General features: G+C 43.1%; 14 protein-coding genes. 4 read left to right on the top strand and 10 right to left on the bottom strand.

The features are described from left to right. Positions 1-72: 72 nt before the first annotated feature. The 5 genes from J2736_RS11820 to J2736_RS11800 all read right to left on the bottom strand — a co-directional run bounded on the left by J2736_RS11820 (position 73) and on the right by J2736_RS11800 (position 4,161). Positions 73-582, bottom strand: coding sequence for a hypothetical protein (locus J2736_RS11820; RefSeq protein WP_310226739.1), 510 nt, complete (start codon positions 580-582; stop codon positions 73-75). 105 nt (positions 583-687) lie between these two features. Continuing rightward, positions 688-1,533 carry a helix-turn-helix domain-containing protein gene (locus tag J2736_RS11815; RefSeq protein WP_310226737.1) on the bottom strand — a complete coding sequence of 282 codons (846 nt, stop codon included), beginning with the start codon at positions 1,531-1,533 and terminating at the stop codon, positions 688-690. Between the two features lie 205 nt (positions 1,534-1,738). Next, positions 1,739-1,951 carry a twin-arginine translocase TatA/TatE family subunit gene (tatA, locus tag J2736_RS11810; RefSeq protein WP_056609959.1) on the bottom strand — a complete coding sequence of 71 codons (213 nt, stop codon included), beginning with the start codon at positions 1,949-1,951 and terminating at the stop codon, positions 1,739-1,741. Between the two features lie 21 nt (positions 1,952-1,972). Then, the gene (locus J2736_RS11805) at positions 1,973-2,536 is read right to left on the bottom strand and encodes a RidA family protein (RefSeq protein WP_310226733.1); all 564 of its coding nucleotides are present in this window, start codon (positions 2,534-2,536) and stop codon (positions 1,973-1,975) included. Between the two features lie 17 nt (positions 2,537-2,553). Further along, entirely contained in the window at positions 2,554-4,161 is a 1,608-nt protein-coding gene (locus J2736_RS11800; protein WP_310226731.1) for a flavin monoamine oxidase family protein, read from the bottom strand. 221 nt (positions 4,162-4,382) lie between these two features. Here J2736_RS11800 and J2736_RS11795 point away from each other — a divergent pair, with 221 nt between their 5' ends. The 3 genes from J2736_RS11795 to J2736_RS11785 all read left to right on the top strand — a co-directional run bounded on the left by J2736_RS11795 (position 4,383) and on the right by J2736_RS11785 (position 6,368). Beyond that, on the top strand, positions 4,383-4,616 hold the full coding sequence (locus tag J2736_RS11795) for a MerR family transcriptional regulator (protein ID WP_310226729.1): 234 nt from the start codon (positions 4,383-4,385) through the stop codon (positions 4,614-4,616). Positions 4,617-4,641: 25 nt separating this feature from the next. Continuing rightward, positions 4,642-5,400 carry a twin-arginine translocase subunit TatC gene (tatC, locus tag J2736_RS11790; RefSeq protein ID WP_310226726.1) on the top strand — a complete coding sequence of 253 codons (759 nt, stop codon included), beginning with the start codon at positions 4,642-4,644 and terminating at the stop codon, positions 5,398-5,400. A gap of 80 nt (positions 5,401-5,480) precedes the next feature. Beyond that, positions 5,481-6,368 carry a LysR family transcriptional regulator gene (locus tag J2736_RS11785; protein ID WP_310226725.1) on the top strand — a complete coding sequence of 296 codons (888 nt, stop codon included), beginning with the start codon at positions 5,481-5,483 and terminating at the stop codon, positions 6,366-6,368. A gap of 1 nt (position 6,369) precedes the next feature. Here J2736_RS11785 and J2736_RS11780 read toward each other — a convergent pair whose 3' ends face one another. Beyond that, positions 6,370-7,713, bottom strand: coding sequence for an APC family permease (locus tag J2736_RS11780; RefSeq protein ID WP_310226722.1), 1,344 nt, complete (start codon positions 7,711-7,713; stop codon positions 6,370-6,372). A 367-nt stretch (positions 7,714-8,080) separates the two neighbouring features. On the opposite strand from J2736_RS11780, the gene J2736_RS11775 reads away from it, so the two are divergent. Continuing rightward, entirely contained in the window at positions 8,081-8,494 is a 414-nt protein-coding gene (locus J2736_RS11775; protein WP_310226720.1) for a hypothetical protein, read from the top strand. A gap of 104 nt (positions 8,495-8,598) precedes the next feature. On the opposite strand, the gene J2736_RS11770 is transcribed toward J2736_RS11775, so the two are convergent. The 4 genes from J2736_RS11770 to J2736_RS11755 form a co-directional block, all read right to left on the bottom strand. Further along, positions 8,599-9,519, bottom strand: coding sequence for an EamA family transporter (locus J2736_RS11770; protein ID WP_310226717.1), 921 nt, complete (start codon positions 9,517-9,519; stop codon positions 8,599-8,601). Continuing rightward, positions 9,516-10,685, bottom strand: a complete 1,170-nt coding sequence (locus J2736_RS11765; RefSeq protein WP_310226714.1) for an iron-containing alcohol dehydrogenase — start codon at positions 10,683-10,685, stop codon at positions 9,516-9,518. The genes J2736_RS11770 and J2736_RS11765 overlap by 4 nt, the downstream gene beginning before the upstream one ends. Before the next feature lie 147 nt (positions 10,686-10,832). Beyond that, a complete protein-coding gene (locus J2736_RS11760; RefSeq protein ID WP_310226712.1) occupies positions 10,833-16,025 on the bottom strand; it encodes an AAA family ATPase in 5,193 nt (1,730 codons plus the stop codon). 38 nt (positions 16,026-16,063) lie between these two features. Further along, on the bottom strand, positions 16,064-17,710 hold the full coding sequence (locus J2736_RS11755) for a hydroxysqualene dehydroxylase (protein WP_310226710.1): 1,647 nt from the start codon (positions 17,708-17,710) through the stop codon (positions 16,064-16,066). Between the last annotated feature and the right edge of the window lie 307 nt (positions 17,711-18,017).

Genomic DNA, 18,017 nt, shown 5'->3' with positions numbered 1-18,017 from the left:
GAAAATTCGAGTAACTCCCCCGCAGCAAAAAAAGCCCCAACTCCACTAGAAGTGGAATTGAGGCTTCTCTATCTACACCGTTTTATCTACAAAAGAAATTTTGTTATGCTCAGCAAATTTCTTCAGTTTGGCGGACATCGCCGCGATATCAAAGCGATTCAATGTTTTGTTATAAACCCAACGCGGAGACTTGCCGGTAAGCTCTATAATGATTTGACCAGGCGCGTGTACAATCTCTTTGATATTTTCCGCTCCAAGTACTAATTCACGGGCTAGACCTCGCTTCGAAAGACTCGTTTTCGTTACTCGCAAGTAGGGTCTCCGCACAAAATAAATGAGCGCGCCGACGACCAGATAGCTAAGCGTTGTATACCAGTACATCTTGTCCCCTTCGGTTTTCGTCAACGTAAACAACAAGAAGAGCGAAACTACGATGAAAAACGCAGCTAACAAAATACTTCTCCCTTTAAATACGACCGGACGATCCGGATCTGTTGAAATCGGCGCCTTCCCTTGCTTCGTACGGGTAAGGTTTGCCTTTTTCGTATTTTTACTTACCATTCTTTCCCACTTGCGTGACATGCCTTTCACTCCCTGCATAATAGATACCAAAACTCTTCTCCTCATAATCCCATACTTACGTCAGAATGTCGATATTTAGCTTATCTCGTATGCTCTAACTATCTCTCACACCTGCATTCGATAGGACTTCGGCGTCATACCAAGCACTGTTTTAAACACGCGAGAAAAGTAAGACCCACTCTGAAAGCCTACCTCCTGCGCGATAAAGCTTGCTGATTTGGACGTCGTTTCCAGCATGAGACAGGCTTCTTTCAATCTGCGGGAAATAATAAATTCCGTAATCGTTCGCCCTGTTGACTGACGAAAGATATGAGATAGATAAAAGGTGGAAAGATGTAAATCCTCTGACATCCGTTGTAGATTGAATTTCTCCTTATAATGTCTTTCTATCCATTCTGTCATCTGCCCAGCTGTATGATGACATCTCAGTTTCGGCTTTTCCTTTTGAACCAGACAAATCTCACTTTCACAGGACTCAAGCTGCTGCAGCAAAGCAAGTAAACATAGGACGAATTCTTCCTGTTGCTTAAAAGGGGATACGCGACTCATTTTGCAATATAGATGTTCATAAAACTTCGCAAGATGTTGTTGATTAGGAATCACCTGACAAGTTAATGACTCCTTCCAAAGCAGGTGAAACCAACTACGAATGCCATTAAATGCATGAAGCGCAGCATCCAATCTGTAGGGATCGAACATGAGCACAGAACGGACAAACGGACCTTGAATTTGAATGCGATGCAATTGAAATGGCTGAAAAATGAGCAGGCTTCCTGGTTCGACGGAATACCAACGTTTGTTCACCTCGACACGACCAACACCTTCATACACATAAAGAAATTCCATACAGGAGTGTGCGTGATAGACCTCCCAATTCAGCTTTCGACTCGATTTCTCGTGATTCAAATGAAAGGGTTCTCTGGTGACATCAACACTTGTGCTAAGTTTCAACAGCCATTCCTCCCGAGATTGGAAATAGTTGGACGCTTCGCGTGTGAGCACACTCTATCACAATTTCGTACCAATGAATTGTACAAAAACTAGGAATTCCTGTGTTTTGTTTAGATGTTACATGCCTTCATTTGATATAAAAAAACAGACCCCGCCATTTTCCCCTCTTCGAGAAAATGGACAAGATCCGTTTTTCCTAAATTACTTATACGTTAACCTTTTCTACCCGTTTGTCCGGCGCTTCCAGATGCTCAGGTGATTCTTTCCCCTCACCAACGAGTTCCCTGGCTGAATTTTTAAATTCATGCAACGTACGACCTACAGCTCGACCAAGCTCCGGCAGTTTAGACGGTCCAAACAAAACCAACACCACAACTAAAATTAACATGAGTCCAGGTAATCCGATATTTTGCAGCATACGAACATCAACTCCATTTCCTTAGTCTTGGTTATGGTGCTTTGGATACACAGCTACAGCTTCAATCTCGATCAACCAATCCGAGCTTACGAGGCCGGCAATGCCTACCGTAGAGCGCGCAGGCTTCACAGGATTTTCTTTTGTACCGAAAAATTGCGCATAAGCATCAAACCAACCTTGATAATCAAATTTACCCTCTTTAGCTGCATCCGGTGTCACATAGACCCTCAGATAAGCGACATCTGCTAGCGTGAGCCCTTTATCTTTCAATTGTGTTTCGATGGCTTTTAGAATGCCGATCCCTTGCGTTTTCGTATCCCCATATCGCTCATAGACGGTCTTGCCATCTTTGTTTATAACAGGCGGCACTGTTCCACTTGTGAATAAATAAGAGGAACCCGCAGGGACTGACACACCCGCAGCAATTGATGAAGCAGGATTGCCATAGAACTCGACTTCATTGATAGGCTCTGCATTGTATTTACTCGATTTCTCAGCACCTGCCGCATATGCACTTACACAAATTAGGCATGAACCAACCGTAACAGCCATGATCGTTTTCCATTTTTTTGTAATGTTCATCATGATTCACTCCTTCTCCTCTACTCTTTCATTACTCGTTCATGAATTTCAGTAACAACTTTCCGCGCAGATTCAATAGCTCCAGCCTGCCAAGCGGTAATGTAGCTGATGTGCTCCCCTGCCAAATAAATACGGCCATCTGGCTTACAGAGGGTTGGATAGTAGTTTTTACGATCGTCCGCTGTATAAGAAGCCCAGCCACCGAGATTATATTTAACCTTTTTCCAATCCACGGAGAAAGAAGCTTCAAATTCTTTGTGATATTGCGGATGAATCTTCGCCCCTTGGCTCAAGGCATAATCTTCACGAGCGGCAAGTGACATATTACCGATTTTGTCCGCATTACCTCCAAACGTATAATAACCTAGTAGAATCCCTTTTTTGGAGAAATAGTCGTTCGGCGGGTAATAGATATTAGCAATATCCATATTCGTCAAGGAGTTACCGCCATAAATCATCTCATCTTCTTCCCAGAAGCGACGTTTGAATTGGAGACCAATTTTGCCTGCGGAAGCGTAGCTAATCTTCGCAATAGCCGTCGACATCTCAGGGGAGAAGTCCGCTTTTATGTCCTTGAGAACAGGTAACGGGATCGTACAAATACAGAAATCACCAGAGACTTCTTTGTTTGCACCCGTGTTCAAATCCTTATACAAAATACGAACGCCATCAGAAGACTGTTTAATTTCATGTACCTCTGAATTGAATTGAATTTTGTCACCTACGCGTTTCTCGAACGCTTTGGCAATCATATCCATCCCGCCTACCGGGTGGAACATCATCATTTGCTGATCATAACCATACTCGCTGCTAAAAAATTGACCAAAACCGGAATTAATAATTGCCTTTAAGCTAAACGGATCCTTGCGAACACCGGAGTCAAATTTACCACCCGGCTCTTCTACATACCCCGCCCTGCTCGATCCTTTATAGAACAGATCCGCATTCAAATCTCCTTCGCTTTTCAAATACGCAACAAGTTTCGTTTTCTCTTCGGTTGTCAAAGGTAGATCTAATGCTTTCTGATTAACAGCCTTAGCCAGCATTTCTGCGACGTAACCACGTACATCAGCTTTTGCGTGTCTCTTCGGAACTTTCACCCCTGATAACTCGCCAACATTTTCATTATAGTAATAACCACTATCGTTCACGTTGTTAAATGGTTCTATCGCAACACCAAATTTGCGTGCATAATCCAATGTCACATGAAATTGGGGAATACGCATCGGTCCTGCGTTAAAATACATGCCATTATCAAATCGTGCGACCTGTTTAGCGCCACCAACCTCCGTAACTGTCGTTCCTCTACGAACTGTCCATGCTCGTCCACCAGACCGTGCTCTCGCTTCTAGAATGGTGCACTGATAACCTGCATTTCCAAGTTCGTATGCCGCAGTCATCCCGGCAATCCCACCGCCAAGAATGATGACTTTCTTTCCATTACGGTTTGTCGAGGTAAGATCCCTTCCGGATGGCGGTGTATAATCTGCGGCCTTCATCGTTTCCGGGGAGAGTAGTCCTAAAGTACCCATCACACTAAATATTGCGGCTGACCCTCCTAATTTGCCGACGGTTGTCAAAAATTGTCTACGTGTAATTTGATCTTCTTGGATCGGTGTCTTCTCCATACTTCCATCTCCTCGTGTATAAGTTTGGCTATCCGCTACTTAAACGTAACAGCGAGAAGATGAATAGTCATTAATTTGTGTAAGGTTACATGACATAAATATTACTTATATTAAGATAATCAACGTTTATTTGATCGTTTTTCGATGAAATGATAAAGTTTCATTAATTGGCGTCACATTAAAGTTACATTACCTTACATTAAAACTGGAGGGATAGGCTGATGATGACAAAGAAGAAAGTCATTCAAATTGGAATCGTAAGTGAACTAACAGGATTAACCGAAAGGCAAATTCGTTATTACGAGGATCGTAAGCTTATTTTTCCAGATCGAAGCAAGGGAGGCGTTCGGAAGTATTCCTTCGAGGATATTCAAACTATTATAGATATACACACGAAGCTATCTGACGGCTTTCACACCGTAGAGTTAAGACGAATGCTGGCTCCTAGCACATGATTACCAACTAGATAGGAGGACTTCTATGCAAATCAAAGAAATGATGTCATTGGTCGAACATTTGACTGAACTGCGCACACGTATTATTCGGGTCCTTATCGCCGTTATCCTCACCTTAATTCTTGGATTTATTTTCGCAGAGCACATTTTACATTATCTCAAACAGTCCCCTGTTGCTTCCGGCATGACATGGCATGTATTTTCACCGATGGATGCCATTCGCATTTATATGCTTCTCGCATTCGCCGTTTCACTCACCTTAACTCTCCCTTTCATTCTCTATCAAGTATGGGCCTTCGTCAAAAAAGGACTCACCAAAGATGAACAAGTCGCTACTTTGCGTTACATCCCTTACACGTTCATGTGCTTTCTAATTGGTTTAGCATTTGGTTATTTCGTTGTCTTCCCGATGTGCATGAGGTTTACAGTAGGCATAACGCAAAATCTAGGTTTAACACAGACCTATGGCGTTGCTCAATACTTTAGTTTTATGTTAAACATTATCATTCCACTTTCACTTGCCTTTGAGCTCCCGATTGTCGTGATGTTTCTGACGAAACTGAAGCTGCTCAACCCTAAATTACTGAATAAAGTCCGTCGCTATGCCTATCTGATTTTAATTATTACGGCCAGCTTGATTTCACCTCCCGATCTCATCTCTCATCTGATGGTAGCCATTCCTTTGTTCGCACTTTATGAGATCAGCATAGTATTGTCTCGCTTCGTGTATAACGGGCAACTACGGGAAGAAGGTCTTAGACAAGTCGAATACGGCGTCTCTTAAAATAGTGCTACTCACTTATTGTCGATCTTCACCAATTCGGATATAGTTACTTCATACATGACCTGCAGAAAAGGTGAACTATGCGAATTGAACAGTTAATCTACATTATTGAAATTAGTCAAACAGGTTCTATCTCATTAGCAGCCGAAAAGCTTCACGTCTCCCAGCCTAACATCTCTCAAGCCATTGTCAGCTTAGAGGAAGAGCTTGGCGTGAAGCTTTTTAACCGTTCGCGCATCGGCGCCGTACCTACAGAAGACGGCAAACTAATTATTAGCAAAGCCATCGAAATTATGAATAAAGTGGAAGAACTTCGTGAAACAGCAGGACATCAATTCAATCAACTTTCAGGTTCTCTGTCCATCGCCTCTGTACCAAGTCTTTGTTTAAGTGTACTGCCCCCAACGTTAGCTATTTTCAAAAATAAACATAAAGATGTCGAACTTGTCATGATGGAATTGAATTATCCACAGATCATCCAAGAGGTTCTAAATGGACAAGTTGATTTGGGACTCATCGCTGTTTCACGAAATTATCATAATCCACACGCTCAACTAATCTCGGAGCATCTGATGGATTGCCGAATTATGGCTTATGTGGGTAAAAAATCTCCTTTATCCCATCGCATGAGCATCTCGATCGATGAGCTCATTCAAGAACCACTACTGATTTCTTCCGATTACCTCATCAATATATTCAAACAGCATGGAGAGCCTAACCTGTTATTTAAGTTAGGGAACTCAGAGGCAGCAAAACGAATTATTGCTGAAGGCATCGCGATCGGCTTTTACACCGAGACAGGCATGCGATATGACCCTTATTTGGAAACGGGAAGCATAGTTGCACTGGAAGTCACTGGTGTTGATTTAGAAGTTTCCTTCCGTTCCATCCGGTTAAAAAGCCGTCACTTATCCTTACCTTATAAAGAATTCACCAAAGAACTCAAAACCATTATTGCTGCTATGTGAGTTAAGCAATATCACGCATGTTAGCTTGATTCACCGCGCTAAGTTCTCGCGTTTTCCCTTTGATTATGGCATAACTCGCTGCAATTACTACAATCAATACATTTCCAAGCAATAAGGGAAGCGATAATCGACTTAATAATAGGTACCCCTGAAACACGAGCAACCCTACAGCTATCACTACTATCATGTAAAGTAGAACAGGCTTCATCGTGAAAGGTGCACTTCGATATAAGTCTGGGTATTTACGTGGAAGTTTGGCAGCGGATAGGACAGGAAAAACACTGGCGATGAGCAAGATGCCTACACCTAGTTGAGAAATGGTTGCCAGAGAAACGCCTGTCACAATGGGGATGATCCCAAGTATATAGTAAAAGGTGAGCAACCAGTGCGGAGTTCCGAATCGCCGATTCACCTTTCCAAACCCAGCTGGCAGCCAGCCATCACGACAGGCAACCAGCATTCCCCTAGTTACCCACGAGAACGTCACATTTAATGTAGATGCCAATGCGAACATCGCGCCACCTATCACAAAGAATAAGAACAAAGGCCTCGGCAATATCGATGTAGCAACGTCAATCAACGACTCCCCTGCAACCTCCGAAATCGGAAGTACCCCTGTCGCAACAATACCCATCCCAATGTATAGAACACCTACAATGCCGGAACTAATTAGAATGGCTAAGGGAATATCCCGTTTCGGCCGTTTCATTTCGCCACCGAGTTCAACCACTGCATAGGCCCCGCCAGAAGCAAAGGAAGTCATGCCAACGGCCATCAGAAAGCCGCTTATACCTTGGGGGAAATAGGAACTGGGTTGAAATACCGAATAATCCACCTCAGACATTCCCCATGCAACGAATATCATCAACGATAACAATTTGGTTAGAATAAGCACTTTCCCCAATGTTGACATGAATTTAATACCGAACAAGTTGATGAGATAGAAAAATGTCAATACTACAAAAGCTACTGGCATAATCGGAATACTGGCTACGATCCCCTGAAAATACTGCGCAAACGAGATGGCATACACCGCTATCGTAAGATGACCAAATGTAAACAAGCTCAAATACACAAAGCCTGCTTGGGGTGAAAGCAATCTAGCGGTATACGCGTACATTCCTCCTGTCGTTGGGATCACAGATCCAAGTATCGCGAGCGGAATCGTTATGATCAGCATAAATACTGATGAAAGCAGGAAAGCAAGCGGAACCCCTGTCCCTGTTAAGGCAATTGCCAAACCCGTAATGGAGAGTATACCCGCTCCGACCATTTGTCCTATGGCAATACCAATCGCATCCCGAAGACCTAAAACTTGCTTCAGTTTCTCTATTTCATTCCCCATCCTCAGACCAACCTCCCTCACTTTGCTTCTTTTCATTTCTGCGCAAACCAAAGATTCCCTTTTTTCGCAACTCATTTTCGGTTCACACCATGAAATTGTCGAAATTCGACTAACATTATTTAGGGCTTTTCCCTCATTGTCCCTTCCATTTCTTTCGGCTATAGTTACCTCATAACAAACTTTTTGGCATAATCACCCCACCCATCTCATATCATGTATAGTTACTTATTTCTGAAAACCAAAATGTAATTTTTGCAGAAAACTAAGTTCAAACTTGAAGGGATGCTGATTTCGTATTCTTACTCTAGAGAAAATCCAAAGTATCGAGACACAATGTATCAATCCGCAAGATGCCATTATTATTCGTTTGTTACTCGAGGGCGTCGCTGCTCACGAAATCGTGTATTTAAAAGCGAATTCCTTAGATGAAAAAAAACAACTGCTTACTGTGTCTGATGCCATGGGGGGCAAAAGGTACATACACGTATCCAAAACTTGTGTCGAACGGTTCCAAGCCGCTTTGAAGCAATCGAAATATGTAACTAACTCAGGAAAACCTCTTCAACCTACCGTACTGACCAATTTAAGATCAAGCCCTTATTTAATTCGAATGAGCATGTCTGACTATGTCGCTAACAGAGCGATGATCACTGAGCTCGACTCTGTCATTCTTCGAACGATTTACATGCGGCTTCGTCGTCTAGCCGAGCACTTCTCTCTTCCAGAGCTTACCCATCTTACAACCGTGCGATTGGAACTGAAGGAACTTGCTCTTGTCTAATTTTGAATGTTCAATTGCAAATATAATCTCTTTAAAGGCCAATCGGCCTTTTTTTGCGCACAAAAAAAGTAGATCCCCCTCAACTGAGCGGAGATCCACCTGTTTCATTCCGTTTGAAGTCGTCGTACTCGTTGTCTTCGTTTCAAAAGTTCCGGCAACGCTATACCTAACATGGTTATGAGTACACCTATCCATTGAAGCCCGCTCACGGACTCGTGAAGAACAATAAACGACATGATTACCGCAGTGGGCAGCTCGGCTGCACTCATAATTGTCGCCATGCCACCACCGATTCGGGGTACACCAATGGCGAAAAATAATGGCGGGATAACCACCCCAAACAAAGCTAGCAGCAATGCCCATGGCAATAACGATTCATGCAAGGATCCATTCCATAGGAAATGAGGCGGGAAGATGAGCATCACAATAATAAATGAACCTGTTTGCATCACTGCACCTCGGGTTATTGGGGCAATTTGCTTCGCTACCCTGCCGCTCATCGCGATAAATAACGCATACGTCAAAGCGGAAAGTAATCCTAAACCAACACCGAGCCATGAGGGCGCTTCTAGGTTTCCTTTTAAATAACCACTTGCCATAATGATTCCGATAAATAAGAAAATAAGTGCAATAAGCTTATCTTTACTAGGACGCTTCCGATCTATAATCGCTTCTAAGACGATACCTATCCATGTGAATTGGAACAATAAAAGAATGGCAAAGGACGCAGATACATATTGTAATGCCGCATAATAAAAGATACCCGTTAATCCTGAACTCGTACCCACCAGCATAAGCACAAGCGCTTGACGAGGTGAGACACGAAACGTTTTGGCTTCAGGTGAACCCATCTTAGCTGATTTAGCTGTCACGAACGCCATAATCCACAGCATGATCAGACCAAAGAAGATTTGTGCACCCACTACCTCACCCACATGAAAACCTGATTCATAAGCCTTCTTCACAAAGGTCGACAACAGTCCGAAACTGCAGGCACCTATGAGTACGTAAATGTAGTATTTCATGCTAACGACCTCATCAGAATGTCTCTGACGGTGTCTCTTGTCATAATTTTATACTGCCCAATCGAAGGCTTCATAAATGATTTATGAACTAACTCCTCGATCCTCTGATCATCAATGCCGTAATACCCTAGTTGACTTGGCGCTCCAAGGGAATTCCAGAATTGACGTAAGGCTTGAATACCTTCCATCGCAACTTCATGATCTGTTTTACCAGTGGCATCAATGCCGAACACAGCCATGGCTAACTTCTTCATACGCGAAGGATCGTCTTCCGCACAATGAGACATCCAGTTCGGGAACACAATGGCTAGTCCGCCTCCGTGAGGGATATCATAGACAGCAGATAATCCGTGCTCAATTTGATGAGACGCCCAATCTCCTCCATCTGTCCCGCTCGACAACAAACCATTAAAAGCCGTAGTTCCCGCATACATAATCGTCGCCCGATGCTCAATATCTTCCAAATTGGCCACTAACTTTGGCGCCGCCTCCATCACAGTCAGCAGGACGGATTCCATAAAGCGATCCATCATCGGAGCATGTTCGGTGCGGTGAAAATATTGTTCAAGCACATGTGACATCATATCTACAATGCCATATACCGTCTGGTCCAAGGGGACTGATTTCGTATAGGCCGGATCCAAAATAGAAAAAGTCGGATAAGCGAACGGACTGCTCCAGCCGCGCTTCTCATTGCGATCCCAATTCGTAATAACCGAAATGTTATTCATCTCCGAACCTGTCGCGGCAAGGGTTAAAACCGTCCCAAAGGGAAGAGATCGCGTGGGCTCAGCCTTCCTTGTGATGATGTCCCAGACATCGCCTTCGTAATATACGCCTATAGAGATGGCCTTGGCGCAATCAATCACGCTTCCTCCACCGACAGCTAAGATGAGATCGATTTGCTCGCTACGGCATAGCTCAATCCCTTTCTTCACGGTTGTCAGCCTGGGATTAGGTTCCACGCCTGACATTTCAACAACTGTCGCTTGCCTATTGTGAAGCTGCTCCATCACAGCATCGTATACGCCATTTTGCCGAATGCTACCTCCACCATAAACAAGAAGTACGCGTTTCCCGTCATTTCCTAGCTCCTGGTGCAATTGCTTGATCTGACCTTCACCAAACCATAATCGGGTTGGATTGTACTGAATAAATGATTGCATGTGTGTGTAAACTCCTTCGATGACTAATATCTACAGAAGTATATCACAAGTCGAAATCAATAGCATTGGTAACCCCTACGTTGACAACACATCCTTTCCATAACAAAAAAACGCACACCTCTTAGTAAGGTGTACGTTTTCTTGCACTTATATGCGGTGTAAAGGCAGGGAGAATGAGATGGTGCAGCCATGGCCCAAGCGGCTTTCCGCCCATATTTGCCCACCGTGATATTGCACAATTTCCTTTGCTATCGCTAGACCCAACCCGCTTCCACCAGAGTTACTGCGCGATTTGGATACCTTATAGAAACGTTCGAATATATGAGGAAGATCTTCCTCACTAATCCCAACACCTGTATCGCACACCCGAATGACGAGCTCGTAAGGCTCCTCCCTAATCTCAACGTGAACATCGATGGCACAGCCGCTTGATGAGAATTTAATCGCATTGTAAATAAGATTGGCATACACCTGTTCAATCCGATCCATATCTACAGTCAACATTTCCTGTCCATTCATCAGAGCCATATTCAGTGTGTAGGTGATCCCCGCATTCGTTGCATCTAATTCATATTTGGCAAAAAGTTGACGAACCGCGCTCGCGCAAGATGTTGACGCCAGCCTAAAATGAAACTGCTTCGTTTCTAATCGACTCAGTTGATATAAATCCATAATTAATCGCTGAATCCCGACGATGCGCATGTGAACCACGGACAAGTATTTCTTCTGCTCCTCCGGTTCATGAATCACACCATCCAAAATAGCTTCTACATAACCTTGAATTGATGTCAGCGGCGTCCCTAAATCATGCGAAATATTCGATAACAGATCGCGCCGCGAAGTCTCCATCAAGATTAACTCATTCGTTCGTTCTTTCACCTTCGATTCGAGATCATTGTATAATCGCGCATTTTCAATCGAAATCGCGGCTTGCGCGGATAATAATTTAATCACATCCAAACGCTCTGAAGTGAATGCATTACGAATCAAATTATTTTCCAAATAAAAGACACCGACCAAATTACCCTGATGTAAAATGGGTTCACAGAAGATCGACTTACTCTCCGATTGTTTAATATAAAGATCGTTCGCGAAAAGCGTCGAATTCTCCGCATCATCCAGAACAATGCCTTCTTTCATGCGTGCAACATATTGGATCACGGCTTGCGGAACATTGTCGCGTGACTCCAACAAGACTGAGCTAACGATGCAAGAGTCTTTCCCAGCACTTGCAAGCATCTCCGCTTCAACGTACAGACTTTCCTTGTCTTTAAGGACGAGAATACTTCTCTCTGCACCTGAAGAATACGTAACGATTTCCATCAAGCGTTTGATTAGCTGCTCCAAATTAACTTCACTAGAAAGTGAACGAGATGTATTCATAATGGTTTGAAAATCTATCGCTTGTAAGGAATAATCACTAATTTTGGTCGTGGCCCAATCTGGAGACCCACTCAAGTTGGAGAAATAGGTAGGATATTTCAGCACGAGATGGTCCGCTTTCGCTCTAGCCCCCCAACTCACATAACCATAATACGCATCTATGAGATAGGTTTTGGCGATTTTCTCGCGTCCAGCTTGCTTATAGTATTTCCCCGCTAATTCTGAGGCGATGGCCTCATGTTGGATAAATCCTTGTTCCCTTGCTTGCCGAATGGCATTCTCATACCCTTGCTCCGCCTGCTGTCCATGGCCTGTCACACGATCCCATTCTGCTCGCATCAGCTGACTGAGGTGCAAGAAATTCTCTGGACAATGCGAAGCCCATTTGTCCATTTTCCGAAGCATTTTCTTCACTTGTTTAGCGAACCATTTACGATCAGAGAGCGAAGCTTCCGGGTACTGAGCGGCAATCGAAAGAACAAAATATAAATAATTCTCTGGCATATGAAATAATCCGAAAGAGGCGGACTGACGTGATTCTGCTGTTCTGCCCATTTCTACCGCATCTTCATAGTGTCCAAACAAGAACGAAAGCATCATTTTCTTAACGCTATATACGTGAATGATAACTTGATTGGAATGCACTTCTAATTTCCGAACAAATTCTTTCTCCTCTACCTCATCATTCCCTATAAGTAACGGATTCAGCGTCTTTCCTTCCAAATTCAATATGACCAAACGCAGCATTTCCATCATAAGTAACGTATCATGATGATTGGTTTGTTCCAGAATTCGGTAATTTCTCACTAAATCTTCATACACTTCAGAGAGAACAACACCTTGCAAATCTTTGACCAAAACTTGGTACGTAAGCGCATATCCCGCAAATACCAAGTCACCGTCTTCAATTCCGCTTCGAAAAGAATCCTTCAGAAGCTCCAGACTATTAGGAAGCGGCTTCACCCAAGGGGTGACAAACAAACCGAACGAAAAATAACTTTTACTCTGGAATTCATGTGACTGAAATCGCTCGTTCATCCGGTTGCCTAATTGTCCATATAGATAACCGCGTTGATAATCGCCGAATCCCGAGCCCAATATCAAGCCATACGAGCCATACACATACGCCATAGCCGGTGAATTACCAAATTCCAGAGCTAGCTTGGTCATATTAAGCATAAACAGCACGTATAAATTCGTATTCACGAAATAAGCCGATATAGCAACACTCATCATAAGATTCATTAATTTCGTGCGATAGTTATCTTCCATAATCGGTAAATCATAGAGCTGCAACGTATTTCTCAAACCGATTTTCCGTTTCACATCCAGATACGCCATGAAAATACTTGCACTTAAAGGTGCTTCAGGTATCCGAATCCCTTGTTCCGCCAGCACTTTCAAACCCAGTTTAACACTCTGATGCTGCTTGCCGACATTGGTGTATAAGATGACTTGCAGGTTATACAACTCAAGCTTTTGTTCCATCGTTTTCGCCTCTAACAATAGCTGTTCATAGGAAGCTTCCGCTTCGTCAGCTTGACCATTCAAATAGAGGACCTCAGATTTCTCCAAACGAATTGCATAACTTAGCTCATCTAATTCCATACCCTTAATCTGCTTCAATACATCCAAAGCTTTATTGTAATATTGAAGCGCAGAACGGTACGCATTGGAGGCTTTAGCTTTACGACCTGCACTCACGTTATAATCTAGAAGTTGTAAATAAGATGAATGCTCCGTAATCAATTTTGAACCTATATTCAAATGATTGACAATTTCAAATAAACGCAGCTCAATGTCTTCTTCCGACAATTCACTGAGAAGCATCTGACCGATACCGCGATGCATTTCCTTAAGTTTAGACTCATCAACAGATCCATAAATAGCTTCTTGAATAGAGTCATGTACAAAAATAAACCGAATTTCACGAGCGACTAATTTACCCATGGACTCATGATAAAATTTATAATCCATCCCCACCGGGATAATTAATCCATTCTGAATAGCTCCTTCAAGTTCTTGCAAGGCATCAGCAAAGGGGAGTTGCATAATGATCCCTAAAGCCTCCAGGTCAAAAGAAGCGCCTAGACAAGAAGCTAATCGCAGTACATGTTGTGTTTTCGCAGGCATACGTTCTAGCTTCTCAGCGAGAAGAAACATTAAGTTATCGGTGATGCGAAGCTTCTGAATCTCGTTCATATCCCATTGCCAGCGATTCATCTCATAATTAAATTGAAGCAACGCTTGCTCATGCAACGCACTTAAGAATTGTTTAACGAAAAATGGATTGCCACCGGTTTTGAGTAAGACGAGTTTCGCCAAATCGCCAACTTGACCCAACTCCGATTTTAACGATTCGGCAATTAATTGCTCAACATCTTGCAAACCAAGGGCTTTCAACACAATGCGTTCTTCGACCAGACGCGCTGGCAATCTGTCAAGGAGTTGAACATACATAGAAGAAAGACTGTTCTTCTCATATTCACTGCGATAGGAGCCAATAAACAAGAAATATTTCAATTGTGAATCATTCAAAAGTAGATCCAACACCTGCAAGGACGCTGCATCCGCCCATTGCAGATCATCCAAGAACAAAACGATAGGACGATCTTTCGCACAGAAAATAAGCAAAAACTGCTGCAATAAAAAGTGTAGACGATTTTGCGTTTCCTGCGGAGGCAACGACTTTACAGCAGGCTGTTCGCCTATCAGCAGCTCGAGCTCAGGCACGAGATCAATTAATACTTTGCCGTTTGTACCTAGCACTCTCAGCAAGCGCAAGCGATATTCTGCGAGTTGTTCATCCTTGCTTGTCAAAAGCTGCCTGACGAGCGCTCGCAACGCTTTGGCAATCGCATGGTACGAGACATGATGTTTATTCGGTTCGAAGCGACCCGATAAGAACCAGCCATCATCCTTCATAATCGTCTTCATCGTTTCGGCGATGAGAAAGGATTTGCCATACCCAGACTCCCCAGTCACCCATACCGTTTCCAATGAGCCATGTACGGCATTTGTATAGACATTCAGCAACTTATTTATTTCGGCAGATCGCCCATACAAGCCCTGAGGAATTTGAAACATATCCGTCATATCATAGCGACCTACTTTGAAATCGGACATATCTTCACCAGAATTACTATATAGCATCACTTGTTCTAGATCTTGTATGATGCCATAGGCACTTTGATAGCGATCCTCCGCATCCTTAGATAGCAACTTCATAATAATATCGGATACTGGCTTAGGGATGCCTTTTCTTACACTGTCAGGAGGTATAGGAGTCACAGCAAAGTGTCCATGTAACAGTTCCAACGGATCTTCCGATTGAAAAGGAAGTCGTCCCGTGATCATTTCGTAGAATGTCACGCCAAGCGAGTAATAATCTGTGCGATAGTCGATGATCCGATTCATTCGCCCCGTCTGCTCGGGGGACATGTAACTGAGCGTCCCTTCCAACATTAACGGGTCCAGCATTTCTTGACGTTCTCGCATAAACGACGAAATACTGAAATCGCCAAGCTTCATAATTTGTTTCGCCCGATTCATAATAATATTGCTAGGTTTAATATCCTTATGTATGATAAAACGTTGATGAACTTCGCCAACGATTTTGGCTAATTGGATAGCTGCCTGTAGAAACGCTTGAAACGATTGTTGAAACAAAGAAAAATACGTTGACAAGGTTTCCCCTTCGAAGTCCTCCATCACTAATGCCACACTATTGTGATACTTAGGCAACGATAGCGGCTTAACAATGCCGGGGATGTCCAACATATGCCCAATTTCATACTCACGCTTCAACCTAGCGATATCCGCCGCAACCGGGAAGTCAGAGCTCATTGTTTTAATGATGACTTTCTCGCCAGTTGACTTGTGAACCGCACGGTATAATAAATGCCGCTCGCCATGATAGATTTGCCTAATAATCTCATATTCCGGTAATATGATCATGATATCCCCCTAGTAAGTCTCGCTGCTAATAACATGAATTAGAGCATCTTTCCATCCCAAGGCAAACCCTTGTCCAAGCGTTTTTTATCATGGATATGATACATCTTCAACACATCGATATGACCCAATTCGAAGGTGTACATCTCCCAAATTTTACAAGGCTCTTCTTCTGATTCATCACATAGCAAAATCGCATTAACAGCCCTACGTGCCGCTTCATTCGCGCCTTCCATTGTCGCTAAATTTGTGTTGGTACGCACATAGTCGGACGCTAAGAATAGATTTGGTATACCCGTTAGAGCTTCTGGACGATCTTCCCAGGTCCCTACACGATTAATGAGCAAAGGTTCCATGTTCGTACAGGCATGTTCTGGATTAACGAATTGAATATCTGTATCTAAGAACCACGAGTGGAGTACAGAATCTTCCAGGATGACAGCTCCGTCAATATTTAAACTCAGCTTCATTTGAGCCCATACCTCTGCTTTAATTTCTTCAGCCGTACAAAGCTTCGCTGTTTTACCAAAAAGGATGCCCGGTGTATCCCAATCTGAGATATCAACAGACAAAATACCTTTCACCGTACCATCGCCATACTCACTCAAATTGACATCAGGCCAAAATTGTTTCTGTGAAACCGAAGTGAGCGACCACGGAGCATCCAAGTAAATCACATGTCCATGCGTAATGGGTAATTCTTCACGCAAGTAATATTGAATCCCGTTCATCCACGCAACGGAATCTACCAGCTTCTGCACACCTTGAAGTGAAGGGTCTATTTCCAGCATTTCATCGGTTATCATTTTACCCATCACCTCAACAGGGAAGGCAGCGATAAAGTAATCGGCGTCAATATCGAAAGTCTCGCCATTCAAGGTTATTGTCGCACTACGGACTTGGCCATCTTGACAATTAATTCGTTCTACATTTGCACCTAAATGATAGTGCAGCCCTTGATCCTGAAGAAAAGTTAACCATGGATAAATCCACTTGTCGTTTGTTGGACCATTCAACAGTCTTACAAAACTCGTGCCAGGGGTCGTTATATCTAATGTCATTTGAACCGCGACTGGTCCAACTGTTTGTGTATTTGCAATTTTAGATTGACAAGCGACAAGCGTTTTCGTAAAACCAGCAAAAATTTTCTGAAATGCAGGGGATTGCTGCTCTGCCTCGATAAATTCCCACCAATCTATTAAATTGTACTCCTCACGAATACGTTCGTCGCAACTCGTCATGATTTGCCACAGCTTACGGCCATACTGTTCCATATCGTCTATGGAAAGTCCCAAATTATTATCAAAAAGATCTTTGATCAGAACCAATAAATTGTCTAAGCTAAATTCTATTTTGGCTAATAAAGGCAATAACGGCGCGGTATAGGTAGCGATATCTAGCCGAGTGACTTCAGTTAAATTATCGTAAACTGTTCCATTCTCGTAGGGAATTCGTTTCAAAGTATCAATGACGTGACGATAGAATCGTGGAAATAATCGAAAACCATGTTCGCCCGGCAAATCCTTTCGTCCGCCAGTCCCACTGCCGACATAAGGCATACTTCTGGCCTTCCCACCAGGTATTTGTTTAAATTCATAAACGGATACTTCATAACCTCTTTCGATTAATTCGTGAGCAGCACTTAAACCAGCGACTCCGCCACCCAAAATTGCAACCTTTTTCAACACATTTCCCCCTCGATTGGCGTTTTATGTAAATTATTCTGATTCTCTTATCATATCATTTAGGACATTTGAATCATAGAAGAATCCTAGTAAAACAAAACCTTTCTAGTACCACACGGATAGCACTTCCCATCTTTTCACACAATTTTCACAAGATTATTCCAAAATGCAGGAAAAAGTTGTACAGTAAAGTATAAGGAGCTCTTATACATGGTCCATAGTCCACAAACGCCGTCCAAACCGTTCAAATACGGGAATGGGGTTATAGCTCCTTTCTGAAGCCTTACTAATGTGCAGCCATTTTGGCACA

It is taken from the genome of Paenibacillus qinlingensis, from assembly GCF_031455095.1.
In the GTDB taxonomy this organism is placed as follows: domain Bacteria; phylum Bacillota; class Bacilli; order Paenibacillales; family NBRC-103111; genus Paenibacillus_E; species Paenibacillus_E qinlingensis_A.
Note: the sequence above shows the minus strand (reverse complement) of the source record. Positions and strands in the feature narration are given on the sequence as shown.

Coding starts and splice junctions, on each gene's coding strand:
- J2736_RS11820 (WP_310226739.1), bottom strand. CDS start 582: ATGTCACGCAAGTGGGAAAGAATGGTAAGTAAAAATACGAAAAAGGCA.
- tatA (WP_056609959.1), bottom strand. CDS start 1,951: ATGCTGCAAAATATCGGATTACCTGGACTCATGTTAATTTTAGTTGTG.
- J2736_RS11805 (WP_310226733.1), bottom strand. CDS start 2,536: ATGATGAACATTACAAAAAAATGGAAAACGATCATGGCTGTTACGGTT.
- J2736_RS11800 (WP_310226731.1), bottom strand. CDS start 4,161: ATGGAGAAGACACCGATCCAAGAAGATCAAATTACACGTAGACAATTT.
- J2736_RS11795 (WP_310226729.1), top strand. CDS start 4,383: ATGATGACAAAGAAGAAAGTCATTCAAATTGGAATCGTAAGTGAACTA.
- tatC (WP_310226726.1), top strand. CDS start 4,642: ATGCAAATCAAAGAAATGATGTCATTGGTCGAACATTTGACTGAACTG.
- J2736_RS11785 (WP_310226725.1), top strand. CDS start 5,481: ATGCGAATTGAACAGTTAATCTACATTATTGAAATTAGTCAAACAGGT.
- J2736_RS11780 (WP_310226722.1), bottom strand. CDS start 7,713: ATGGGGAATGAAATAGAGAAACTGAAGCAAGTTTTAGGTCTTCGGGAT.
- J2736_RS11770 (WP_310226717.1), bottom strand. CDS start 9,519: ATGAAATACTACATTTACGTACTCATAGGTGCCTGCAGTTTCGGACTG.
- J2736_RS11765 (WP_310226714.1), bottom strand. CDS start 10,685: ATGCAATCATTTATTCAGTACAATCCAACCCGATTATGGTTTGGTGAA.
- J2736_RS11760 (WP_310226712.1), bottom strand. CDS start 16,025: ATGATCATATTACCGGAATATGAGATTATTAGGCAAATCTATCATGGC.